The following is a 22,650-nucleotide window of genomic DNA, read 5'->3' on the forward strand; positions in this document are numbered from 1 at the left end:
GGCACACACGCACCCGCACGCAACCACGGCGTACGGGCCCGTGCCTCGGTCAGCATCGCCGCAAGCTGCACCGGCCCGCACGTCCGCTTCTCGCCGGTAGCCCTGTTGTGCTGATGGACGGCCTTGGACTTGGCGACGCACTCATTCCAGACCCAGCGGCACCGGTCCCACTCGGCTTCGAGTGCGCGCCGGGCCGACGTCGACAGGCGCACACGGAAGGTGTACCGGGCATACCCGGCTTCCCCGCTGATCGCTCCTGTCGTCATGCATCCGAACCTACCCGGGAGGACTGTCAGTTGAGAGCACCTGACTCCTGTAGACGCCCTCACGCCCTCATGGGGTGGACACCGATCCGCCCTGACGCCGAATCGAATATCCCTGCCCCGCTCACGCGAGAGCTTCAATTCCTCCCCCACCTCAAGGTGGGGGTATCCACGAAGGGGACCCGATGACCCAGCATGTGTGGGGTTACCTGCCGGAGTACGACAAGGAACGCGCGGACATTCTCGACGCGGTGGACACGGTGTTCGGCTCCGGGCAGTTGGTGCTGGGGAAGAGCGTCAAGGGCTTCGAGCGGGAGTTCGCCGACTACCACGGCCTCGGCCACTGCGTCGGTGTCGACAACGGCACCAACGCCATCGTCCTGGGCCTGCGCGCCCTGGGCGTCGGCCCCGGGGACGAGGTGATCACGGTCTCCAACACCGCGGCGCCCACCGTCATCGCGATCGACGCCGTCGGCGCCACCCCGGTCTTCGTCGACGTGGACCCGGACACCTATCTGATGGAGGTCGACCAGGTCGCCGCGGCCCTCACCCCGCGTACCCGCTGCCTGCTCCCGGTGCACCTGTACGGCCAGTGCGTCGACATGGCGCCGCTCAAGGAGTTGGCGGCCAAGCACGGGCTGGTCGTCCTGGAGGACTGCGCGCAGGCGCACGGCGCCCGCCACCACGGCCGGCTCGCCGGCACGATGGGCGACGCCGCGGCGTTCTCCTTCTACCCGACCAAGGTGCTCGGCGCGTACGGCGACGCCGGTGCCACGGTGACCGACGACGCGGCGGTCGACGCCCGGCTGCGGCGGCTGCGCTTCTACGGCATGGAGGACCGCTACTACGTCGTCGAGACGCCCGGCCACAACGCCCGCCTCGACGAGGTGCAGGCGGAGATCCTGCGCCGCAAGCTCACCCGACTCGACGACTACGTCGCCCGCCGCCGGTCCATCGCCGACCGGTACGCGGCGGCGTTCGCCGGCACCGACCTGGTCACCCCGGTGACCGCGCCCGGCAACGACCACGTCTACTACGTGTACGTCTGCCGCCACCCGCGCCGGGACCAGCTCCTGGAGGGCCTCAAGGCCCACGACATCGCGCTGAACATCAGCTACCCGTGGCCGGTGCACACCCAGTCAGGCTTCGCCCACCTCGGGTATGCCAAGGACGCGCTGCCGGTCACCAGCCGGGTCGCCGAGGAGATCTTCTCGCTGCCGATGTACCCGTCGCTGACCGACGCGGAGCAGGAGCGGGTCATCGACGCGGTGTTCGACGTCATGGGAAGGCTCTGACCGAGGTGAGCCTTCTGTCCACCGCCGAGTTCCACGCCTGGTGGGCCGAGCGCCGCCGGGCGGGCGGGTTCTCGGTGGAGCGCATCCCCTTCCACGAGCTGGACGCCTGGGAGTTCGACCCGGGGACCGGCAATCTCGGCCATGCCAGCGGGCGGTTCTTCACCGTCGAGGGGCTCCGGGTCCGCGCCGGCGGCAACGCCGGCCCGGAGCTGTGGTCCCAACCGGTCATCAACCAGCCGGAGATCGGCATCCTCGGCATCCTGGTCAAGGAGTTCGACGGCGTCCTGCACTGCCTGATGCAGGCCAAGATGGAGCCGGGGAACGCCAACACGATCCAGCTCTCGCCGACCGTGCAGGCGACCCGCAGCAACTACATGAAGGTCCACCAGGGCGCCGGCACCCGGTACTTGGAGCACTTCACCGGGCCGCAGCGCGGCCAGGTGCTGGTGGACGTGCTCCAGTCCGAGCAGGGTGCCTGGTTCTGGCGCAAGCGCAACCGGAACATGGTGGTGCTGGCGACCGGGGACGTGCCGCTGCACGAGGACTTCTGCTGGCTCACCATGGACCAGCTCCGCGGGCTGATGGCGGTGGACAACCTCGTCAACATGGACGCCCGCACGGTGCTGTCCTGCCTGCCGTTCATGCTCCCGGACGAGACCGAGGGGCGAAGCGGCGAGGCGTTCCACGACGCCCTGGTGCGCTCGTACCAGTACCAGTACCAGTACCGGGGCGCGGCGCGGAGCCCCTTCGTGCCGGACAGCGCGGGCTCCATCCTGAGCTGGTTCACCGAGGCGAAGACCCGCTGCGACTGGAGCGCCCGGCTGGTGCCGCTGGCGGACGTCGCCGGGTGGAAGCGGGACGACTGGGAGATCACCGACGAGGGCGCGGAGAACTTCCGCATCATCGCGGTGCGGGTCGCGGCCGGCACCCGGGAGGTCACCCGCTGGACGCAGCCGCTGCTGTACCCGCGGGGCGAGGGCCGGGCGGTGTTCCTGGCCCGCGCCATCGACGGGGTGCTCCATCTGCTGGTGCGGGCCCGGCCCGAGTACGGGCTGATGGACCAGGTGGAGATGGCGCCGACCGTGCATCTGCACCCCGGTCAGGGCCTGGACGCCGTCCAGGAGGACGTCCTGCGGGACGCCCTGCGGCCCGGTGGCGGCACCGTCCGCTACGACCAGGTCCTCTCCGAGGAGGGCGGGCGGTTCCACCACGCGCTGACCCGCTATCAGATCGTCGAGGTGGACGAGGACTTCCCGCTCGACGCTCCGCCGCATCTGTGCTGGATGACGGCGCGGCAGCTGACCGACCTCCTGCGCCACGGCCACTACCTCAACATCGAGGCCCGCTCGCTGCTCACCTGCCTGCTGAGCCTCGCGTGAGCGGGCGGCGGCCGAGCGATGCGTAGCGATTCGACTCCTAGCGACCCCTTGAGAGCGGTGGGCCATGTTTGATGCGGCACGAGTTACCGAAATGTCAATCAAGGGGGCGTACCGCATCGTCCCCAACAAGATCCCGGATCTGCGCGGTTCGTTCTTCGAGGCGTTCCGCGCCGAGACGCTCACGGAGATCATCGGCTATCCGTTCACCGTCGGGCAGGCGAACTACTCCGTCAGCCGCCGCAACACCATGCGCGGCATCCACAGCACCTTCCTGCCGCCCGGCCAGGCCAAGTTGGTCACCTGCGTGCGCGGTGCGGTGCTGGACGTCGCGGTGGACCTGCGGGTGGGCTCGCCCACCTTCGGCGCCTACGACGTGACGCCGCAGGACGAGGAGTCGGGCACCGCGGTGTACCTGGCGGACGGCATCGGTCACGCCTTCTTGACCCTCACCGACAACGCCTGCATGAACTACCTGTGTTCCACGGCGTACGTCCCCGGCACGATGATCGAGGTCAACCCCCTGGACCCGGACATCGGCATCCCCTGGGGCCTTTCCGAACCGCCGGTCATGTCGGAGAAGGACGCCACGGCGCCCACCCTGGCCGAGGCGGTCGCGCAGGGGCTGCTGCCCACCTATGAGGAGTGCCTGGCCCACTACGCGGCGCTGGGAAAGCGCTAGGGCGCCGCCCCCCTTCTTCCCATCCCACGCTTCCCACGCTGAGCGGAGTTCTCCCACATGTTTAAGAGCACGAGCGATCGACTGCGCATCGGGGTCATGGGGTGTGCGGACATCGCCTGGCGGCGGACCCTCCCGGCCATGGAGGGCAACCGCGCGGTGCGGATCACGGCGGTCGCCAGCCGGGAGCGGCGGTCCGCGGCGCGCTTCACCGACCGGTTCGGCGGCGCGCCGCTGGAAGGCTACGACGCCCTGCTGGAGCGGGACGACGTCGACGCCGTCTACATCCCGCTGCCCGGCCTGCTGCACGCCGCCTGGGTCGAACGGGCCCTGGGCGCCGGCAAGCACGTCCTGGTCGAGAAGCCGCTGACGGCCGGCCACGAGGACACCCGTCGGCTGCTGGCCCGGGCCCGCGAGCGGGGCCTGGTGCTGCTGGAGAACTACATGTTCCTCTACCACTCCCAGCACACCGCCGTGCACAAGGCGCTGGCCGAGGACGCCATCGGCGAACTGCGCGGCTTCTCCTCCGCGTTCACCATCCCGCCGAAGCCGGTGGGCGACATCCGCTACCAGCGCGATGTCGGCGGCGGCGCCTTCCTGGACTTCGGGGGTTACCCGGTGCGGGCGGCGCAGTTCTTCCTCGGCAGCGAACTGAAGGTGGCCGGCGCGGTGTTCCGGCACGACCGGGAGCGCGGCGTGGTGATGTCCGGCAGCGTGCTGCTCTACACGCCCGAGGGCGTCCCGGCCCACCTGACGTTCGGCATGGAGCACTCCTACCGCAACACCTACAGCCTCTCTGGCAGCACCGGCCGCCTCACCCTGGACCGGGCGTTCACGCCGCCGGAGACCTACCAGCCGCTGATGCGGATCGAACGGCAGGACCACTCCGAGCAGTTCGTGCTGCCCGCCGACCACCAGTTCGCCAACGTCATCGACACCTTCGTCGGCGCGGTCCTCGGCGAGCGGGACATCACCGAGCAGCAGGAGGGCTCGCTGCGGCAGGCCGCGCTGATCGAGGAGATCCGCCACCACGCGCTGCTGGTGGAGATCTGACCGCCGCGGCCGGGACGCACCGGCCCGAACGCCGACTGCCGTGCCCCCCATGACGTGGACGGGGGCACGGCAGTCGGCGTTGCGGCGGGCGGTGCGGACCGACCCTACGGCAGGAAGCCCTCGATGGAGGTGCCCAGGCCGTCCGCCCGGGCCCGGTCGCGGATCCAGCGGGCCAGGGCGAGGTCGAGGATGCCCAGGCCGAAGGGGGAGAAGACCGCGGTCCGCTGCGGGTCCCGGCGGAACGGGACGGTGCCGCGCAGCAGGGCGCCCAGCGGGGCGTCGATGAAGTCCCGGTTGCCGGTGGCCAGTTCGGCCAGGTGGAGGCTGGTGCGCTCGCGGCACACGTGGTCGGCGTCGTCGACCACGTTCTGGGCGTCGAGGACCGCCTGCACGGTCAGGTCGCGGAGCGAGACGTGCAGCACGGTGGCGCCCGGCTGGCAGGCGGCCAGCTCCAGGTGGGGCTCGCCCGCGGAGGTCGCGAGGGAGATCAACGGGTGGCTGGCGAGGGCCTGTTCCGCCCGGTCGGCGACGGTGACGGTGAGGTCGGGCGCCAGCTGGCCGGCCCGGTCTGCGAAGGCCGCGGCCCGCTTCGGGTCCAGGTCGAAGACCACCGCCTCGCGCAGGGAGGGGAGTTGGGCCTTGGTGAAGCGCAGCACCTCGTGGTTGATCGGGCCGGTGCCGATCAGGGCCATCCCGCGCGGCGCCGGGTCGGTGACGAGGTGGGAGGCGGCCAACGCGGCGGAGGCCGCGGTGCGTTGGGCCGAGATCAGCGACGCCTCGATCAGCGCCTCGGGGGTGCCGTCGGCCATCGAGTTGAGCAGCATGGCGGCGCTGGCGCGGGCCCGACCGTCGGCAACGTTGCCGGGGAAGCTGGCGATCCACTTCATCCCGGCGACGGCGTCGGCGCCGCCCACGTAGGCGGGCAGGCCGATGATCCGGTCCCGGGGGCGGTCCGGGAAGCGCAGGAACACCGAGTGCGGCAGGGCGGTTTGGCCCTCGTCGTGCAGCCGGTAGGTCTCGTTCACCAGGGACAGCACCTGCCGCTCCTGGCCCCGCAGCAGGTCGGCGACCTCGCCATGGCGGATGATCAGCAAGGGACGGTCTCCTTCGCGTCGGGCGAGGCCGGTTGTGCCCACAGGTGCGAGACCTCGCCGAAGTGGTGACGCACCCAGGCGTCGGAGTAGATGGTGTCGAGATAGCGGTCGCCGCCGTCCGGCAGCACCAGCACGCAGGTGGCCCCGGGCGGGATGTCCGGCGCGGTCTTGGTCAGCGCGGCGACCAGGGCGCCGGAGGAGCCGCCGGCGAGCAGCGCCTCGTGGCGCACCAGTTGGCGGCAGCCGACCACCGCGTCCAGGTCGCCGACGTGCACCACGCGGTCGGCGGCCGTGGGGTCGAAGAGCGCCGGCACCACGGCGGCGCCGTGCCCGGGGATGAGTCGTGGGCAGGCCACCGGCGAGCCGAAGATCCGGCTGCCCACCGCGTCCACCGCGACCACCGTCGTCGGCAGGGCGTGCTGCCGCACGTAGGCGGCGCAGCCCTTCAGCGTGCCGGTGGTGCCGGCCGCGCAGAACAGGTAGTCCACCGCGCCGTCCAGGGCCCGGTCGATCTCGCCCATGGTCTCCAGGTGTGCCCGGGGGTTGAACGGGTTGCCGTACTGGCCCGGCACATAGGAGTCGGGGAGCGCTGCGGCCAACTGCGCCACTCGGCGCAGCCGTTGCGGCAGGTACTCGCCGGACGCCGGGTCGGGCTCGGTCACCACCTCGACCTCGGCGCGGTAGGCGCGCAGGATCGCCAGGTTCTGCTCGGTGGTGCGGGCGTCCACGACGCAGATGAACCGCAGTCCGTAGTAGCAGCAGATCTGGGCGATGCCGATGGCGAGGTTGCCGGAGCTGGACTCGATCACCGTGGTCCGGCCGGGCACCACCTCGCCGGTGCGCAGGGCCTCGCGCAGCATGCTGAGCGCGGAGCGGTCCTTGATGCTGCCGCCGGGGTTGAAGCGCTCGACCTTGGCGAACAGCCGGAACGGGAAGTCGTGCGCCGCGGTGAACTGGGTGAGCTCCACCAGCGGGGTGCTGCCCACCGTGGCGAGGATGCCCTGGAGCGGTTGCGCGGTCACCGCGTCAGCCCCCGGTGGCCAGGCGCGGCAGCTCCTCCGGGCCGAACAGGTCCGGCCGGGTCCAGCCGTCGAGGTCGTACTCGGACAGGCACTGGTCGGCGAACCCCTTGAGGGTGTCGGCCTGGCCGCGCGCCTGGTAGCTCAGCAGGGTCTGCACGCGGATGCCCTCGTGGTCGCCGCCGTAGTTCCGCTCGTACAGCTCGTGCCGGCCGGCGAACTCGGTGCCGACCGCGTCCCACAGCAGCTTCAGCAGCTTGACCCGGTCCACCGCCTCGACGCCGCGCGAGCCGCGCAGATAGCGGTCCAGGTACGGGCGGATCTGCGGGTTCTTCCAGTCGCTGGAGTGCGAGTTGAGGTAGATCAGGCCGCTGCCGACGGTCTGCTGGATGATCTCCTTGATCCGCGGGTAGCCGATGCCCATGAACGTCCGGTACGCCAGGCCGTAGTTGAGGTTGGGCTGGACGGCGCCGCCCAGCCACGGGGTGGGCGACTTCGCCATCGCGTCCGACATGCCCCAGAACATGTCGCGCCAGTTGAGCACCTCGCCGATCTGCGCCTGGACGCCGCGGAAGCCGGAGGTGCCGGTGACCTCGACGGCCTTCAGCAGGCACCCGGCGATGAAGTCCAGCTTCACCGCGAGCCGGGTGCAGCCGTGGAAGGTGAAGCGCTCCAGGAAGCCGGAGCGGGTGGCGAAGGCGTTGGCCGACACCGCGTCGTAGGCGAAGACGTTCTCCCAGGGGACCAGCACCCGGTCCAGGACCATGATCGAGTCGTTCTCGTCCAGCCGGCTGGAGAGCGGGTAGTCGAAGGGGCTGCCCAGCAGGGCGGCGTGCATCTCGTAGGAGGTGCGGCAGAACAGCTTCAGGCCGGGGGCGTTCATCGGGACGGTGAACATCGCGCCGAACCGCTTGTCCCGCAGCGGCAGGCCCATGTGCGCGATGAGGTTGGCGTTGGTCAGCGCCGAGGACGTCGCCACGACCTTGGCGCCGGACACCACCAGCCCGGCGTCGGTCTCCTCCTCCACGTGCACGCAGACGTCGGCGGTCCGGTCGGCGGGCCGGTCGCGGTCCACCGGCGGGTGGACGATCGCGTGGTTGAAGAAGAGCACCTGCTCCTGGGCCCGGCGGTACCAGTCCAGGGCGTTGTCCTTGAACGGTCCGTAGAAGTCCGCGTTGGCCTGCAACGTGCCGAAGAACGCGGCCTTGTAGTCGGGGGTGCGGCCCATCCAGCCGTACACCAGGCGCTGCCAGGCGACGATCGCGTCGCGGGCGGCGAGCAGGTCCTCGGCGCTCCTGGCGGTCTTGAAGAACGGGTGGGTGAAGCCGCCGTTGCCGGTGTCGGTGGGCACGCTCAGCACGCCGCGGGACTCCGGCTCGTGCAGCACGTCGTAGAGCTGCGCGAGCGAGCGGGCGCTGTTGCGGAACGCGGGGTGCGTGGTGACGTCCGCGACCCGTTCGCCGTGGAGGTAGACCTCGCGCCCGTCCCGCAGGGACTCCAGGTAGCTGGCACCGGTCATCGGACGGGAACCGTTATGTGCGTCTTTATTAGGACCTGGCGCTGTGGTCAACTCGGCCTTCTCTCGCGGAAAAGGGCAGCCGGCCTGCGGCGGCTGCCTCGGCGGCGGGGCATGGGGGAGCATCCGGACGGCCGGCACCCGCGGCGGGCGGTCGGCGCACAACGGCCGGCCGCCACACCGGACTTGGGGTCCTGGTGGGGCGCGCCACGGGTCGGGAACCGGGAGCGGAACGAGAGCGGAAACCCCCGCCGGGCCGCTTGGGCACGAGGCCGGCCCGTCCCGCCGGCGAGACGGGGACGGGCGCCCGCGAGGCCGCCCCGGGGAGCTGCCCGAGACTAAAGTCTCCGACGGTCCGACCAAGGTATCGTCCACCGCCCGACCCGTCCTTCGGAAGGGATCACGCCGGTAAAGTCCGAAGCGTGCCCGACTCCGTGACCGCTTCCGTGCCCGTCCGGCGGAGTCCACGGGACTGGACCGTGGACACCGCGTTCTTCCTGCTTGCGGTGGCCTACGGCGTCCTGACCGCCAAGGGCCGGGGGCAGGCCGACCTCGGGCTCGGCGTCAACTGGTGGTACGTCGAGCAGCTGGCCGGGGTGTTCGGCTGCGTCCTGCTGTGGCTGCGCCGGCGCAAGCCGGTCGAGGTCGCCTTCGTGCTGATCGGCCTCTCGGTGCTGTTCGAGATGGTCGCCGGCGCGATGCTGGTCGCGCTGTTCTCGGTCGCCGTGCACCGCTCCCCGCGGACCACCGCGGTGGTCTACACGGCCAGCCTGCTGCCGGTCGTCTCCGATGTCTTCATCCGTCCCGACGCGGCCCTGCCGGCCCTCCACTTCTTCCTCTTCGGCACCATCGTGCAGGCCGGCGCGGTCGGTTGGGGGCTCTTCATCCACCACCGGCGGAAGCTGCTGGTGCAGGTCGCGGCGGAGGCCGCGCTGCGCGCCGAACAGGTCCAGTTGCGGGCCCGGGAGGAGGTGGCCCGGGAGATGCACGACGTGCTGGGCCACCGGCTGTCGCTGCTGGCGCTGCACGCCGGCGCCCTGGAATACCGCCCCGACGCCCCCAGTGCGGACGTCGCCCGGGCCGCCGGGGTGATCCGGGAGAGCGCGCACCAGGCGCTCCAGGACCTGCGCCAGGTGCTGGGCGTGCTGCGGGCCCCGGCCGGTGAACTGCCCCAGCCGACCCTGGCCGACGTGCACCGGCTTGTCGCAGAGTCGTGTGCGGCGGGAATGCGGGTGCGGCTGCTCAAGGAGGTCCCGGAGGCCGCCCCCGACCTGGTCGGCCGCACGGCCTACCGGGTCGTGCAGGAAGCGCTCACCAACGTCCGCAAGCACGCCCCCGGGGCGAGCGCGCGGGTCGAGGTGACCGGCAAGGCGGGGGAGGGGCTCAGGGTCGAGGTGGCCAACGCCGCGGACGGCGGCCGGCCCACCGGCCAGGCGGCGGGCGATGCCGCCGGGCAGGGGCTGGCGGGGCTGGCCGAGCGGGTGGCGCTGGCCGGCGGACGACTGGAGTACGGCCCGGCCGCGGACGGCGGTTGGGAGGTCACGGCGGCGCTGCCGTGGCCGCGGGAGGCGTAGGGCGCGGCCGGCGGCCGCCGCCGGGCCGGAGCCGGCCGGGCCGTGCGGACGGACGGGCCGCGCGCCGCACGCGCACGGACTTTTCTTTTGTCAAGGGGCGCCCCCGCGCGGGGAATCCGAGCAACGAGTGGGAGTGATCTAGCTGTGCCGAAAGAGCTGAACCCGAAGACCGACCAGCCGACGGTGGTCGCCGAACCGATCCTGGGCCAGGTGCTCGTCTGCGTGGTGTTCGGGCTGATCGGGGCCGGGCTCGGCTGGCTGCTCAAGGTCGTCGCGAAGTGGCTGGTGACGCTGCCCTGGGCGCCCATGCAGGGACCGGCGAAGCTGCTGTCCTCGATCCCCGAACCCGGGCTCACCATCGGGGTGGTGGCCGCAGGCGGCCTCATCGGGCTGATCGGCGGGGCGATCATCAAGTTCAGCGAGCTGTCGGTCAGCGTCGACGACGACCGCGTCATCCTCACGCGCAAGGGCGAGCCCCGGGAGTACGCCGGCGCCGACGTCGCGATGGCCTTCCTCGACGGCAAGCAGCTGGTGCTGCTCGGTCACCGCACCGAGGAGCTGGCCCGGGAGGACTGCGACCAGGACCGCCGCCGGCTGGCCGTGGCGTTCGCCGCGCACGGCTACAAGTGGGCCGAGGAGGACCCGTACAAGAAGGAGTTCCAGCTCTGGGTGCCGGAGAGCGGGAAGCTGCCCGCACAGGCGCACGCGCTGTTCCGGGCCCGCGAGGAGCTGCTGAAGAAGCCCGGGTCCGGCGACCAACTCCGGGAGCTGCGCGGGGAACTCGCCCAGGCCGGCGTGGTCGTGCGGGACAAGGACAAGCGGCAGTACTGGCGCGCGACGCAGCGCTGAGGCCGGCGGGGCGGCACCGAAGCCGCCCCGCGCCCCCTCAGCCGCGCGCCGCGGCCACCCGCTCGGCCAACTCCCCGGCCACCGCGTTGGCGTGCGGCACATCCAGCAGCTCGGCCCGCAGCTCCCGGGCCCGCTGCGGGAAGGCGGGGTCCGCCAACAGCCGGAGCACGGCGGCCCGGACGCCCGCCCCGGTGGCCCGGGTGGCGTGCGTGGTGAGGCCGGCGCCGTGCGCGGCCAGCCGCGCCGACAGCAGCGGCTGGTCCACGTCCCAGGGCAGCGCCAACTGCGGTACGCCGTAGAACGCCGCCGTGGTGAGGGTGCCGACCCCGGCGTGGTGGATGACCGCCGAGCAGGTCGGCAGCAGCGCCTGCATCGGCACGTACGGCACCAGGCGGGCGTTGTCCGGGACCCGGGCCAGGCGCTGCCGGGCCGCGTCGCTGACCGTGGCCACCAGCTCGATGTCCAGGTCGGCGACGGAGTCCAGGACGTCCTGGATGTCGACCGGGTAGGGCAGGCCGTGGTCGCTGACCGTGAGCCCCAACGTCAGGGCCACCCGCGGGCGTTGCGGCGGCTCCCACAGCCAGCGGGGGACGACCGCGGGCCCGCCGTAGGGGGCGAACCGCAGCGAGCGGTAGTCGAGCCCGGGCGCGTGGACCTGGAGCGACGGCGGCAGCAGGTCGATGCTGAACTGGCCGGTGACCAGCGACTCGCTGAACTCCCCGCCGTATCGACGGGCGTAGCCGGCCAGCCAGGACCCCAGCGGGTCGTCGGCGCCCCCGCCCACACCCTGCCCGGACAGCCGCAGGAAGTGCTGCCGGGCGATCCCGTACACGTCCGCGCCGATCAGCATCCGGGCGTGCGCGGCGCCGGTCGCCTCGGCCGCGATGGCGCCCGCGAAGGTCAGCGGCTCCCAGATCACCAGGTCGGGCTTGAAGTGCCGGGCGTACTCGGTGAGCGCGCCGGCCAGCGGCGCATTGGTCATCTTGTGCGCGGCGGTGACCCGGACGCGGTAGGCGTCCCGCAGCCAGTCCAGGGTGATGTCCTCGGGCGCGCGCTCCGCGGCGTCGTACGGCTCGGCCAGGCCCGGGGCGAGCCGCGCACCGGCGCCGTTGAGCCGGCCGGCGACCTGCCACAGGTCGCGGTCGCTGCCGACCGGCACCGCGGTGAGCCCGGCCTGGGTGACGGCCGGGGCCAGCTTCGGTTGGCAGGCCACCCGCACGTCGTGGCCCGCGGTGCGCAGCGCCCAGGCGAGCGGTGCCATCAGCAGGAAGTGGGTGCGCTCGGGATAGCAGGTGAACAGAATGCGCATGGTGGGTCGGATCCGTCTCCTCGTCGGCGCCGCGGGCGCCGTCAGCGGTGGTCGTGCGGGGCGCCGGTGCGGTGCCGGGCGGTGAGCTCTTCCAGGCGGGGGACGAGCTGGTTGGGGGTGGGCAGGGCGAGCGTCTCGTCCCGGAGCGCGGCGGCGCGGGCGGTGAACCGCGGTTCGGCCAGCAGGCGTTGGACCGCGTCGCGGATCGCCACCCCGGTCGCCCCGGTGTGCGGGAGCTCCAGGCCGGCGCCGTGCTCGGCCACCTTCCGGGCCAGCAGCGGCTCGTCGAAGCTGTACGGGATCGACAGGTGCGGGACGCCGTAGCGGGCGACGGTGCCCAGCGTGCCGGGACCGGCGTGGTGGATGACGGCCGCGCAGGTCGGCGCCAGCGCGTGCAGCGGCACGAACGGGAGCAGCCGGGCGTTGTCCGGGACGCGGCGCAGCGTGGCCCGCACGGTGTCGGCGAGGGTGGCGACGACCTCGACGTCCAGCTCGCCCAGGGCGTCGAGCACCTCCTGGGCGCCGATGGTGTAGCCGTCGAAGAGGTCGGTGGCGGTGAGCCCCATGGTCAGCGCCACCCGCGGCCGGGCGGGCCGGGACCACAGCCACCCCGGGACCGTCGCCGGACCGTTGTACGGGACGAACTGCATCCGCAGGTAGTCGAGTTCGGGCGCCTCGATCTGGAGGCTGCGGGGGAACTGGTCGACGGTGAAGTGGCCGGTGACCATGGCCTCGGTGAACTGTCCGCCGTACTTGCGGGCGTAGCCGCCCAGCCAGTTCGCGAGGTGGTCGGCCCGTTCGTCGGCCGGCCGCTCGGCCTTCAGCCGCAGGAAGTGCGCGCGGGCGACGCCGAACACATCGGCGCCGAAGAGGAGTCGGGCGTGTGCGGCGCCGGTGGCGGTGGCCGCGATCGGGCCGGCGTAGGTGAGCGGGTCCCACAGGACCAGGTCCGGCCGCCAGTGCCGGGCGAACTCCACCAGTCCGGCGATCATCGGGAAGTTCTCCGGCTTGTGGCCCTTCTCGACCGCGTCGTAGTAGCCGTCGCGCATCGGCTCCCAGCGCGCCTTCAACGGGTCCTCGGCCGCGTCCCAGGGGGCGTGCAGCCCGACCCGGGCCGCTTCGAGCTCCTCGGGGTCCCGCCGCGCCATCCGGAACACGTCGCTGTCCCGGCCTACCGGCACGGCGGTGAGCCCGGCCTGGGTGACGACCGGTGCGAACGAGGGCTGGCAGGCGAAGCGGACCTCGTGGCCCGCGGTGCGCAGCGCCCAGGCCAGCGGCACCATGCTCAAAAAGATCGTCTTTTCCGGGATGACGGTGAACAGGACGCGCATCGTGGGTGCCCTCCAGGGGTCTTCAGGCGGGGGTGGTGCGGTGGCGGGCGGTGAGCTCTTCGAGGCGGGGGACGAGCTGGTTGGGGGTGGGCAGGGCGAGCGTCTCGTCCCGGAGCGCGGCGGCGCGGGCGGTGAATTGCGGTTCGGTCAGCAGGCGTTGGACGGCCTCGCGGACCGCCCGGCCGCTCGCCTGGCTGGTGTGGAGGTCGAGGCCGGCGCCGTGGGCGGTGAGCTTGTCGGCCAGGATCGGCTGGTCCCAGTGGTAGTGCAGGGACAGGTGGGGGACGGGGTGGCGGGCGACGGTGGCGAGGGTGGCGGCTCCGGCGTGGTGGATGAACGCCGCGCAGGTGGGGGCGAGGTGGTGGATCGGGACGTAGGGGACCAGGCGGGCGTTGTCCGGGACGCGGCGCAGCTTGGCCTGCTCGGCGTCGGCGACGGTGGCGACCAGCTCGATGTCCAGGTCGGCCAGCGCGTCCAGCACCTCCTGGGTGTGGACGGTGTAGCTGTCGTAGACGTCGGTGGCGGTCAGCCCCATGGTGAGGGCCACCCGGGGGCGCTCCGGCTGCTTCCAGAGCCACTGGGGGACGGTCGCGGGGCCGCCGTAGGGGATGAACTGGGTGCGGACGTAGTCGAGTTGGGGCGCCTCGATCTGGAGGCTGCGGGGGAACTGGTCGAGGGTGAAGTGGCCGGTGACCATGGATTCGGTGAACTGTCCGCCGTACTTGCGGGCGTAGCCGCCCAGCCAGTCGGCCAGCGGATCGGTGCGCTCGCCGGCCGGCCGCTCCGCCTGGCGGCGCAGGAAGTGCTCCCGGGCCACGCCGAACACGTCGATGCCGAAGAGGAGTCGGGCGTGCGCGGCGCCGACCGCGGTGGCCGCGATCGCGCCCGCGTAGGCGAACGGTTCCCAGATCACCAGGTCCGGCCGCCAGTGCCGGGCGAACTCCACCAGGTCCGCGATCATCGGGAAGTTGTCCTCCCGCAGCGAGCTCACGGCCAGCTCGTAGCCCTCCCGCAGGTGGTCCCAGGTCGCCCGCGCCGGATCCGCCGCGACGTCCCAGGGGGCCGGCAGCCCGACCCGGGCCGCGGCGATCAGCTCGGGGTCGACGAAGTCCAGCATCCGGAACGGGTTCCGGCGCGGCCGTCCGACGGGGACGGCGGTGAGCCCGGCCTGGGTGATGGTGGGGCAGAAGGCGGGTTGGCTGGCGAAGCGGACCTCGTGTCCTGCGGTGCGCAGGGCCCAGGCCAGTGGTGCCATGTACTGGAAGATGCTCTTGTGCGGGTTGGTGGCGAACAGGACGCGCATGGCGTGGGCCTCACTGGGTTCGTCGGGCGGGGGAGCGGAACTCGGCGGTCAGCCGCTCCAGTTCGGGCACCAGCGCGTTCGGCGTCGGCAGCGCGGCCAGCTCGTCCCGCAGGGCGGCCGCCCGCTCGCGGAAGCCGGGCTCGCCCAGCAGCCGCAGCACCGCCTCGCGCACCGCCGCGGGGGTCGCCCGGTCGGCCCCGATCACCAGCGAGCCCCCCTGGGCCGCGGCCTGCCGGGCCAGCGTGGGCCCGTCGAAGTCCCAGGGCAACAGCAGCTGCGGCACGGGGTGTTGGGCCATCGTCAGCAGCGTGCCGAAGCCGGCGTGGTGGATGGCCAGGCTGCACGTCGGGGCGAGGGCGTGCAGCGGGATGTAGGGCACCAGGCGGGCGTTGTCCGGGACGCGCGTCAGCTTGCGCTGTTCGGCCTCGGGGACGGTGGCGACCACCTCGATGTCGAGGTCGGCCAGTGAGGCGAGCACGTCCTGGACGCTGAACTCGTAGCCGGCGCCGTGGTCGGTGGCGCTCACGCCCATGGTCAGCGCCACCCGGGGCCGCTTAGGCGGGGCCCACAGCCACCGGGGCAGCGTCGCCGGCCCGCCGTAGGGGACGAACCGCATCGGCAGGGTGCGCAGCGAGCTCGCCAGCCGCAGCGACGCCGGGAGCTGGTCGACGGTGAAGTGGCCGGTGACCAGGGACTCGGTGAACTCCCCGCCGTGCAGCCGGGCGTAGCCGCCCAGCCAGTCGGCGAGCGGGTCGGTGCGCTCGGCCGACGGCTGCTGCGCGCGCAGCCGCAGGAAGTGGTCGCGGGTGACGCCGAAGGCGTCCACGCTCCACAACAGCCGGCCGTGCGCGGCCCCGCACGCCGCCGCGGCGATCGGGGCGGCCATCGCCAGCGGCTCCCACAGGACGAGGTCGGGCTGCCAGGCGCGGGCGAAGCGGACCAGGTCGGCGATCATCGGGAAGCTGGCCGGCTTGTGCCACAGGCGCACGATCTCCTCGTAGCCGGCGGTCAGATGGGACCAGGTGGCCCGCCCGGGGTCGTGCGCGGCGTCGTAGGGCGCGGGCAGGCCGAACTCCGGGCGGTAGGACCAGTTGGGGAGCGTGTGCATCTGGCGGCGCAGCAGCTCCCACAGGTCGTAGTCCCGGCCGACCGGCACGGCGGTCAGCCCGGCCTGGGTGATCACGTCGGTGAACCAGGGGGTGCCGGCGACCCGCACCTCGTGGCCCGCGGTGCGCAGCGCCCACGCCAGCGGCAGCAGCGGCAGCACGTGCGCCTTCTCGGGGTTGGCGACGAACAGGACCCGCACGGCGTCAGCCCCCGTTCACGGTGGCGGTCGCGGCGGGTTCCCGCCGCTCGGCGACGAAGTGCTCCAGCGTGGGCACCATGGCGTTGGGGGTGGGCTGGGCGAGCATCGCGTCCCGCAGCCCGGCCGCGCCCTGCCGGATGCCCGGGTCGGACAGCAGCGCGAGCACCGCCTCCCGGACGTCCGCGCCGGTGGCCTCCTTGGGGTTGAGCCGCAGCCCGGCACCGACCCGGGTGACGCCCTCGGCGAGCGCCGGGCCGTCGTTGTCCCAGGGCAGGGTCAGTTGGGGCAGGCCGCGCAGCGCGGTGGTGGCGAGGGTGCCGAAGCCGGCGTGGTGGATGACCGCGTCGCAGGTGGCGGCGAGCGCGTCCAGCGGCAGGAAGGACGCCACCGTGGTGTTGTCCGGGACGCGGGTCAGCTTGCGCTGCTCGGCCTCGGCGAGGGTGGCGACCAGCTCGATGTCCAGGTCGCCGAGCGCGTCCAGGACGTCCTGCACGCCCACCGCGTACTCCCCGCCGTGACCGGTGGTACTCAGCCCCAGGGTGAGCGCCACCCGCGGCCGCTCGGGTGGGCGCTGCAGCCAGGCGGGGACGGTGGCGGGGCCGCCGTAGGGCACGTACCGCAGCGGCAGGTAGGTCAGGCCGCCGGCGCGGCGCTGGAGGCACTGCGGGACCAGGTCCACGGTGGCCTGACCGGTGATCAGCTCCTCGCCGAACTGTCCGCCGTACTTGCGGGCGTAGCCGCCCAGCCAGTCGGCCATCGGGTCGGTGCGCTGGTCCTGCGGCTGTTGTTCGCGCAGCCGCAGGAAGTGCTCGCGGGCCACGCCGTACATGTCGATGCCGAAGAGGAGCCGGGCGTGGGCGGCGCCGACGGCCTGGGCGGCGAGCGCGCCGGCGTAGGTCAGCGGCTCCCACAGGACCAGGTCCGGCTGCCAGTGCCGGGCGAACTCCACCAGGTCGGCGATCATCGGCACGTTGCTGGTCTTGTGCCAGCGCTCGACCTGCGCGGCGTAGCCCTGGCTGAGGTACTCCCAGGTGATCTCCTCGGCCGGCCGGTCGGCCACGTCGTACGGCAGCGGCATGCCGCCCCGGTCGGACTGGCCCAGCCAACTCGGGTCGCGGGCAAGGAGTTGCCACAGGTCCCGGTCCCGGCCCACGGGGACGGCGGTGAGTCCGGCCTGGGTGATCTCCCCGGTGAACTTCGGCTGGCTGGCGAAGCGGACCTCGTGGCCGGCGGTGCGCAGCGCCCAGGCCAGGGGCGCCATGAGCAGGAAGTGCGTGCGCTCCGGATAGGCGGTGAACAGGACTCGCATGGGTGGCCTTCCAGGGTCTTCCGGTGGGGTGCGGCGGTTCGGGCGGGTGGTCAGGCGGGGGTGGTGCGGTGGCGGGCGGTGAGCTCTTCGAGGCGGGGGACGAGCTGGTTGGGGGTGGGCAGGGCGAGGGTCTCGTCGCGCAGTGCGGCGGCCCGGCCCGCGAACCGGGGCTCGGTGAGCAGCCGTTGGACGGCGGTGCGGACGGCCTGCCCGGTGGCGCGACTGGTGTGCAGGTCGAGGCCGGCGCCGTGGGTGGTGAGCTTGCGGGCCAGGATCGGCTGGTCGTAGTGGTAGTGCAGGGAGAGGTGGGGGACGGGGTGGCGGGCGACGGTGGCGAGGGTGGCGGCTCCGGCGTGGTGGATGAAGGCGGAGCAGGTGGGGGCGAGGTGGTGGATCGGGACGTAGGGGACCAGGCGGGCGTTGTCCGGGACGCGGCGCAACTTGGCCTTCTCCTCGTCGGCGATGGTGGCGACGAGTTCGATGTCGAGGTCGGCCAGGGAGTCCAGCACCTCTTGGGTGTTGACGGTGTAGCCGTCGTAGATGTCGGTGGCGCTCAGGCCCATGGTGAGCGCGACGCGGGGCTTGGCCGGCTGCTTCCAGAGCCACTGGGGGACGGTCGCGGGGCCGCCGTAGGGGATGAACTGGGTGCGGACGTAGTCGAGTTGGGGCGCCTCGATCTGGAGGCTGCGGGGGAACTGGTCGAGGGTGAAGTGGCCGGTGACCATGGATTCGGTGAACTCGGCGCCGTACTTGCGGGCGTAGCCGCCCAGCCAGTCGGCCAGCGGATCGACCTGCTCGGCCGCCGGCTGCTGCGCCTTCAGCCGCAGGAACTGCCGGCGGACGCCGCCGTGCACGTCGATGCCGAAGAGCAGCCGGGCGTGGGCGGCGCCGACCGCGGTGGCCGCGATCGGGCCGGCGAAGGTCAGCGGGTCCCAGATCACCAGGTCCGGCCGCCAGTGCCGGGCGAACTCCACCAGGCCGGCGATCATCGGGAAGGCGGTCTGGCGGTGCCGATCGGCCACCGCGCGCGCCATGCCGGGCGCCAGGTACTCCCAGGTGTCCTTCCCCGGGTCGGTGAACGCGTCGTAGGGCTCCTCGATGCCCGCCCGGCCCGCGTCGAACCCGTTCCTACTCGCGCGGGCCGCCCACAGCTTGGCGTGGTCGCGCCCGACGGGGACGGCGGTCAGGCCGGCCTGGGTGATGGTGGGGCAGAAGGCGGGTTGGCTGGCGAAGCGGACCTCGTGTCCTGCGGTGCGCAGGGCCCAGGCCAGTGGTGCCATGTACTGGAAGATGCTCTTGTGCGGGTTGGTGGCGAACAGGACGCGCATGGCGTGGGCCTCACTGGGTTCGTCGGGCGGGGGAGCGGAACTCGGCGGTCAGCCGCTCCAGTTCGGGCACCAGCGCGTTCGGCGTCGGCAGCGCGCGGAACTGGTCGCGCAGCTCCGTGGCCGCCTGGCGGAAGCCCGGCTCGCCCAGCACCCGCAGCAGGCTGTCCCGCACCGCCTGGCCGGTGGCCCGGTCGGCGCGGACGGTCAGCACCGCGCCCTGGGCGGCCGCCCGCCGGGCCAGTTCCGGCTCGTCGAAGTCCCAGGGCACGGCGACCTGGGGGATCGGGTTGAGGGTCGTGGTCAGGAAGGTCCCCGGGCCGGCGTGGTTGATCACCGCGCTACAGGTCGGCAGCAGGGCGTGCAGCGGCACGTACGACACCACCCGGGCGTTGTCCGGGATCCGCCGCAACTTGCGCTGCTCGGACTCGGCGAGGGTGGCGACCACCTCGATGTCCAGGCCGTCCAGCGCCTCCAGGATGTCCCCGACGTCGGCGATGTGGCCGGCGAAGCGGCTGGTGGCGGCGATGCCCAGGGTGAGCGCCACCCGGGGCCGCTCGGGCTCGCGCCACAGCCACTTGGGGACCTGCGCGGGCCCGCCGTAGGGCACGTACCGCATCGGCACGTAGCGCACGCCGTCCGCGACCATCCGCAGCGAGGGCGGGAACTGGTCCAGGGAGAAGTGGCCGGTGGCCAACTCCTCGGTGAACTCGCCGCCGTACTTGCGGGCGTAGCCGCCCAGCCAGTCGGCGAGCGGGTCGGCCTGCTCGGCCGGCGGCTGCTGCGCCTTGAGGGCCAGGAAGCGGCTGCGGGTCAGGCCCAGCACGTCGATGCTCCACAACAGCCGGGCGTGGGCGGCGCCGACGGCCTGGGCGGCGAGCGCGCCGGCGTAGGTCAGCGGCTCCCACAGGACCAGGTCCGGCTGCCAGTGGCGGGCGAACTCCACCAGGTCGGCGGTCATGGGGAAGTTGTCGGTCTTGTGCCAGTGGCCGACGACCTGCTGGTAACCGGCCTTCAGCGTCGGCCAGTCGAGCGCCTCAAGCGGCGTCTCGGCGGCGCTGTAGGGGGCGGGCAGGCCCTTGCGCTCGGCCTCCATCCGCTCCGGGTTGAGCTGCGGCAGCCGCCAGATCGGGCGGTCGCTGCCCACCGGGACGGCGGTGAGCCCGGCCTGGGTGATGACGGGTGCGAACTTCGGCGGGGCGGCGACGCGGACCTCGTGGCCCGCGGTGCGCAGCGCCCACGCCAGCGGCACCATCTGCTGGAACAGGCTCTTGTCCGGGGTGGTGGTGAACAGTACTCGCATGGTGTCCCTCGTCGGTGGCGATCAGGCGGGGGTGCGCTGCTGCTGCGCGACGGCGGCGGCGATCCGGTCCAGCCCCTCGTGGAGCGGCACGCGCGGGGCCCAGCCGGTGACGTCCCGGAACGCGGGGGAGCGCAGGACGAAGTCGATCCGGTCCGTCGGCATGGCGTACGCGGCCGGGGCGCTCTCCACGACGGGCACCGGCGGCCGGCCGGTCTGCCGGGACACCGCGTGCGCGATCGCCGCGAACAGCTCGGCGACGCTGGTCTGTTCACCGGTGCCGATCTCCCAGGCCCGGCCCGCGACCGCGTCCAGTGCGTCCAGGGCCGCGGTGAACGCCCGGGCCGCGTCGTCGATGCCGAGCAGGTCGCGCTTGGCGGTGCCGCCGTGCCAGACGGTGAGCGGCCGGCCCTCGACGGCGCGCCGGGTCATGCTGGCGACCACCCCGCGGTCGAGGTCGGCGGGGTCGGTGCCGAGGCTGTAGAGGGTGGACAGCCGCAAGGTGCTGCCGCGCACCAGGCCCTCGGCGGTGGCGTCGGCGATCGCCCGCTCCGCGGCCAACTTGTGCCGGTCGTAGGCGGTCAGCAGCTCCTCGGGCCGGACGCCGGCGGCGGCCAGGGCCGCGGGCACCTGCGCGGACTGGGAGAGCGAACCGGAGAACAGCAGGGCCGGCGGGCGCGCCGGGCGCCGGGCCCGGACGGCGTCCAACACGTCATGTACCAGGCCGAGGTTGACCCGCTCGGCCAGCTTGTCGCCGTCGGCCACCCGCCAGGTGCCGGAGCCGGAGATGTGCGCGACGAGGTGCACCACGACGTCCGCGTCGGCGATCGCGTCGGCGACCGCGCCGGGCTCGGTGAGGTCGACCCGGCGCTGCTCGATCCGGGCGGCGGGGTGCGGCGGCAGGGTCACCGGGCGGCGGCCGACGAGCCGGAGACGGACCGGCCGGCTCGCCAACTCCCGGCTGACGGCCGTACCGAGCAGGCCCGAGGCCCCGAGGACGGTGATCAGCGGTCCCGTTCCGTGACCTGGCACTGGTTCTCCTTGAAGTCCTGTTGCGGTGGGTGGCGGCGCCGCGCGGCGGGCACCGGACGGTGGGGCGGTCGGGGTCACGCGGCGGCGGGCGGGCGGTTCGGGTCGGTGCGCCAACTCCGGCCGGGACCCAGGACGTCGTCGAGGTCGCCGTCGACGTGCCGCTCCCACTCGGCCCGTTCGAGCTGGAAGGTGTGCAGGTCCCAGTGGCGCCCGCGGAAATAGAGGAAGTCGCTCAGCACCGCGGTGGCGGTGTCGTCCTCGGGCGCGATGCCGACCGAGCCGAACGTGGCCGCGGTGGTCTGGGCGATCACCTTGTCGATGGCGAACATCGCGAAGGCGTAGTTGATCGTCAGGTAGATCGCCTCGGAACCGACGCCGAGCCGGGCGCGCTCGGGGTCCAGATAGACCCCGGCCTTGACGTGCCCGGCCTGGTCGAGCCCGTGCAGCGTGCTGAAGCCCAACAGGTCGCCGCTGCCCCGCCGAGTGACGAGGAAGGCCGCGTCACACGCGGACAGGTCGCGGTTGCCCGCGCGCCCGCTGGGGCTGACGCTCTCGATCCCGGTCCGCAGCATGGTGCGGATCAGGTCCGCGTGGTCCGCGGCGGAGGCCGGGCGGAAGGCGAGGCGGCGGGACGTGGTGTGCGGGAAGAGCACGGTGGTCGTCCAATCTTCTGCGGTGGGGGCCTAGTTCGCCGGCCGGGCGTCGGTGGCGTCCGGGGCGTCGGCGGGGCCCGGGTGGTCCTCCCGGAGGCGGTCCCAGTGCATCTCGCCGACGGCCGTCGGCAGGGTGTCGAGCCGGTGCAGCTCCTCGGCGGTGAGCCGCAGTTGGGCCGCGGCCACGTTCTCCTCCAGCCAGTGCAGGTGCCGGGTGCCGGGGATCGGGACGACGTCCGGGCCCTGCGCGAGGGCCCAGGCGATGGCCACTTGGGAGGGCGTGGCGTCGTGGCGGGCGGCGATCTCGCGCAGGCCGTCCAGGATCGCCTCGTTGGCGCGCATCGCCTCCGCCCCGAACCGCGGGTCCCGGACCCGGGAGTCGCCCGCGTCAAGACGCTCGGGGGAGACCCGGCCGGAGAGGAACCCGCGCCCTATCGGCGCGAAGGCGAGGAAGCCCACGCCGTTGCGCCGACACCACGGCAGGATCTCCCGCCTGCTCCCCGGCGCCCACACCGACAGCTCGTACTGCACCGTGGTGAGCGGGAACACCGCGTGGATCTCGTCCAGTTCGGCGCGGGTGGCGTGCGAGATGCCCAGCGCCCGGACCTTGCCCGCGGTGACCAGTTCGCCCAGCGCGCCCCAGGTCTCCGCGAGCGGCACCGCCGGGTCCACGCGGTGCAGTTGGTACAGGTCGATGGTGTCGGTCCGCAGCCGCCGCAGCGAGGCGTCGCAGGCCCGCCGCAGATGCTCCGGCCGGCCGTCGCGCCGGAACCGGCCGTCGGGCCGGGTGACCATCCCGCACTTGGTCGCCACCACCGCCCGGTCCCGTCGCCCGTGCAGCGCCCGTCCGATCAACTCCTCGTTGGTGAACGGTCCGTAGACATCGGCGGTGTCGAAGAGGGTGACGCCCAGATCCAGCGCCCGGTGGATGACCCGGACGGATTCGTCGTCGTCCCGCGGGCCGGTCTCATAGCCGTAGGACATCGAACTGCAGCCGAGGCCGAGGGCGCTCACGGAAAACCCGTCCGCCAGTTTGATCTCCCACATCTTTTGCGTACTCCAAA

19 protein-coding genes and 1 pseudogene are annotated in these 22,650 nt (G+C 73.0%); 6 read left to right on the plus strand and 14 right to left on the minus strand.

Going from position 1 to position 22,650, the window contains the following annotated elements; genetic code table 11:
- A pseudogene (locus ACFVFQ_RS29825) lies at positions 1 to 266 on the minus strand (RNA-guided endonuclease TnpB family protein); the annotation flags it as partial.
- Positions 267 to 448: 182 nt separating this feature from the next.
- Between ACFVFQ_RS29825 and ACFVFQ_RS29830 the strand changes: the two are divergent.
- The 4 genes from ACFVFQ_RS29830 to ACFVFQ_RS29845 all read left to right on the plus strand — a co-directional run bounded on the left by ACFVFQ_RS29830 (position 449) and on the right by ACFVFQ_RS29845 (position 4,666).
- The gene (locus tag ACFVFQ_RS29830) at positions 449 to 1,558 is read left to right on the plus strand and encodes a DegT/DnrJ/EryC1/StrS family aminotransferase (RefSeq protein ID WP_383421946.1); all 1,110 of its coding nucleotides are present in this window, start codon (positions 449 to 451) and stop codon (positions 1,556 to 1,558) included.
- A gap of 5 nt (positions 1,559 to 1,563) precedes the next feature.
- Complete coding sequence (locus ACFVFQ_RS29835) at positions 1,564 to 2,937, plus strand: NDP-hexose 2,3-dehydratase family protein (protein ID WP_383421948.1); 1,374 nt, start codon at positions 1,564 to 1,566, stop codon at positions 2,935 to 2,937.
- A 91-nt stretch (positions 2,938 to 3,028) separates the two neighbouring features.
- Complete coding sequence (locus ACFVFQ_RS29840) at positions 3,029 to 3,616, plus strand: dTDP-4-dehydrorhamnose 3,5-epimerase family protein (protein WP_383421950.1); 588 nt, start codon at positions 3,029 to 3,031, stop codon at positions 3,614 to 3,616.
- A 57-nt stretch (positions 3,617 to 3,673) separates the two neighbouring features.
- Positions 3,674 to 4,666, plus strand: coding sequence for a Gfo/Idh/MocA family protein (locus ACFVFQ_RS29845; RefSeq protein WP_383421952.1), 993 nt, complete (start codon positions 3,674 to 3,676; stop codon positions 4,664 to 4,666).
- A 104-nt stretch (positions 4,667 to 4,770) separates the two neighbouring features.
- Here ACFVFQ_RS29845 and sbnB read toward each other — a convergent pair whose 3' ends face one another.
- From sbnB to ACFVFQ_RS29860, 3 genes are read right to left on the minus strand one after another with little or no spacing between them, the layout of a single operon-like run.
- A complete protein-coding gene (gene sbnB, locus ACFVFQ_RS29850) occupies positions 4,771 to 5,760 on the minus strand; it encodes a 2,3-diaminopropionate biosynthesis protein SbnB (protein WP_383421954.1) in 990 nt (329 codons plus the stop codon).
- Positions 5,754 to 6,782, minus strand: coding sequence for a 2,3-diaminopropionate biosynthesis protein SbnA (sbnA, locus tag ACFVFQ_RS29855; protein WP_383421956.1), 1,029 nt, complete (start codon positions 6,780 to 6,782; stop codon positions 5,754 to 5,756). Before sbnA ends, sbnB begins: the two co-directional genes overlap by 7 nt.
- A 4-nt stretch (positions 6,783 to 6,786) precedes the next feature.
- The gene (locus ACFVFQ_RS29860; protein ID WP_383421958.1) at positions 6,787 to 8,298 is read right to left on the minus strand and encodes a 4-hydroxyphenylacetate 3-hydroxylase N-terminal domain-containing protein; all 1,512 of its coding nucleotides are present in this window, start codon (positions 8,296 to 8,298) and stop codon (positions 6,787 to 6,789) included.
- A 419-nt stretch (positions 8,299 to 8,717) separates the two neighbouring features.
- Between ACFVFQ_RS29860 and ACFVFQ_RS29865 the strand changes: the two genes are divergently transcribed.
- Positions 8,718 to 9,869, plus strand: coding sequence for a sensor histidine kinase (locus ACFVFQ_RS29865; protein ID WP_383421960.1), 1,152 nt, complete (start codon positions 8,718 to 8,720; stop codon positions 9,867 to 9,869).
- Between the two features lie 144 nt (positions 9,870 to 10,013).
- Entirely contained in the window at positions 10,014 to 10,718 is a 705-nt protein-coding gene (locus ACFVFQ_RS29870) for a hypothetical protein (RefSeq protein ID WP_383421962.1), read from the plus strand.
- A 37-nt stretch (positions 10,719 to 10,755) separates the two neighbouring features.
- Here ACFVFQ_RS29870 and ACFVFQ_RS29875 read toward each other — a convergent pair whose 3' ends face one another.
- The 10 genes from ACFVFQ_RS29875 to ACFVFQ_RS29920 form a co-directional block, all read right to left on the minus strand.
- Positions 10,756 to 12,027 (minus strand): activator-dependent family glycosyltransferase, encoded by a 1,272-nt coding sequence (locus ACFVFQ_RS29875; RefSeq protein ID WP_383421964.1) that lies wholly within the window; start codon positions 12,025 to 12,027, stop codon positions 10,756 to 10,758.
- Between the two features lie 41 nt (positions 12,028 to 12,068).
- Positions 12,069 to 13,358, minus strand: coding sequence for an activator-dependent family glycosyltransferase (locus tag ACFVFQ_RS29880; RefSeq protein WP_383421967.1), 1,290 nt, complete (start codon positions 13,356 to 13,358; stop codon positions 12,069 to 12,071).
- A gap of 22 nt (positions 13,359 to 13,380) precedes the next feature.
- Positions 13,381 to 14,661 (minus strand): activator-dependent family glycosyltransferase, encoded by a 1,281-nt coding sequence (locus ACFVFQ_RS29885; RefSeq protein WP_383421971.1) that lies wholly within the window; start codon positions 14,659 to 14,661, stop codon positions 13,381 to 13,383.
- 10 nt (positions 14,662 to 14,671) lie between these two features.
- Entirely contained in the window at positions 14,672 to 15,967 is a 1,296-nt protein-coding gene (locus ACFVFQ_RS29890) for an activator-dependent family glycosyltransferase (RefSeq protein WP_383421973.1), read from the minus strand.
- A 4-nt stretch (positions 15,968 to 15,971) separates the two neighbouring features.
- Entirely contained in the window at positions 15,972 to 17,276 is a 1,305-nt protein-coding gene (locus tag ACFVFQ_RS29895; RefSeq protein ID WP_383421975.1) for an activator-dependent family glycosyltransferase, read from the minus strand.
- 50 nt (positions 17,277 to 17,326) lie between these two features.
- On the minus strand, positions 17,327 to 18,604 hold the full coding sequence (locus tag ACFVFQ_RS29900; protein ID WP_383421977.1) for an activator-dependent family glycosyltransferase: 1,278 nt from the start codon (positions 18,602 to 18,604) through the stop codon (positions 17,327 to 17,329).
- 10 nt (positions 18,605 to 18,614) lie between these two features.
- Positions 18,615 to 19,904 (minus strand): activator-dependent family glycosyltransferase, encoded by a 1,290-nt coding sequence (locus tag ACFVFQ_RS29905; RefSeq protein ID WP_383421979.1) that lies wholly within the window; start codon positions 19,902 to 19,904, stop codon positions 18,615 to 18,617.
- A 21-nt stretch (positions 19,905 to 19,925) separates the two neighbouring features.
- On the minus strand, positions 19,926 to 20,933 hold the full coding sequence (locus ACFVFQ_RS29910; RefSeq protein ID WP_383421981.1) for an NAD-dependent epimerase/dehydratase family protein: 1,008 nt from the start codon (positions 20,931 to 20,933) through the stop codon (positions 19,926 to 19,928).
- A 74-nt stretch (positions 20,934 to 21,007) separates the two neighbouring features.
- A complete protein-coding gene (locus ACFVFQ_RS29915; protein ID WP_383421984.1) occupies positions 21,008 to 21,586 on the minus strand; it encodes a GNAT family N-acetyltransferase in 579 nt (192 codons plus the stop codon).
- A 30-nt stretch (positions 21,587 to 21,616) separates the two neighbouring features.
- Positions 21,617 to 22,633, minus strand: a complete 1,017-nt coding sequence (locus ACFVFQ_RS29920; RefSeq protein ID WP_383421986.1) for an aldo/keto reductase — start codon at positions 22,631 to 22,633, stop codon at positions 21,617 to 21,619.
- Positions 22,634 to 22,650 lie beyond the last annotated feature (17 nt).

Origin of the sequence: Streptomyces sp. NPDC057743, assembly GCF_042798755.1 — a bacterium.
Taxonomy (GTDB): domain Bacteria; phylum Actinomycetota; class Actinomycetes; order Streptomycetales; family Streptomycetaceae; genus Streptomyces.

What these genes read in the sequence shown, in the direction of transcription:
- ACFVFQ_RS29830 (WP_383421946.1), top strand. Translation starts at nt 449, where the DNA reads ATGACCCAGCATGTGTGGGGTTACCTGCCGGAGTACGACAAGGAACGC.
- ACFVFQ_RS29840 (WP_383421950.1), top strand. Translation starts at nt 3,029, where the DNA reads ATGTCAATCAAGGGGGCGTACCGCATCGTCCCCAACAAGATCCCGGAT.
- ACFVFQ_RS29845 (WP_383421952.1), top strand. Translation starts at nt 3,674, where the DNA reads ATGTTTAAGAGCACGAGCGATCGACTGCGCATCGGGGTCATGGGGTGT.
- ACFVFQ_RS29860 (WP_383421958.1), bottom strand. Translation starts at nt 8,298, where the DNA reads ATGACCGGTGCCAGCTACCTGGAGTCCCTGCGGGACGGGCGCGAGGTC.
- ACFVFQ_RS29875 (WP_383421964.1), bottom strand. Translation starts at nt 12,027, where the DNA reads ATGCGCATTCTGTTCACCTGCTATCCCGAGCGCACCCACTTCCTGCTG.
- ACFVFQ_RS29880 (WP_383421967.1), bottom strand. Translation starts at nt 13,358, where the DNA reads ATGCGCGTCCTGTTCACCGTCATCCCGGAAAAGACGATCTTTTTGAGC.
- ACFVFQ_RS29885 (WP_383421971.1), bottom strand. Translation starts at nt 14,661, where the DNA reads ATGCGCGTCCTGTTCGCCACCAACCCGCACAAGAGCATCTTCCAGTAC.
- ACFVFQ_RS29895 (WP_383421975.1), bottom strand. Translation starts at nt 17,276, where the DNA reads ATGCGAGTCCTGTTCACCGCCTATCCGGAGCGCACGCACTTCCTGCTC.
- ACFVFQ_RS29900 (WP_383421977.1), bottom strand. Translation starts at nt 18,604, where the DNA reads ATGCGCGTCCTGTTCGCCACCAACCCGCACAAGAGCATCTTCCAGTAC.
- ACFVFQ_RS29905 (WP_383421979.1), bottom strand. Translation starts at nt 19,904, where the DNA reads ATGCGAGTACTGTTCACCACCACCCCGGACAAGAGCCTGTTCCAGCAG.
- ACFVFQ_RS29920 (WP_383421986.1), bottom strand. Translation starts at nt 22,633, where the DNA reads ATGTGGGAGATCAAACTGGCGGACGGGTTTTCCGTGAGCGCCCTCGGC.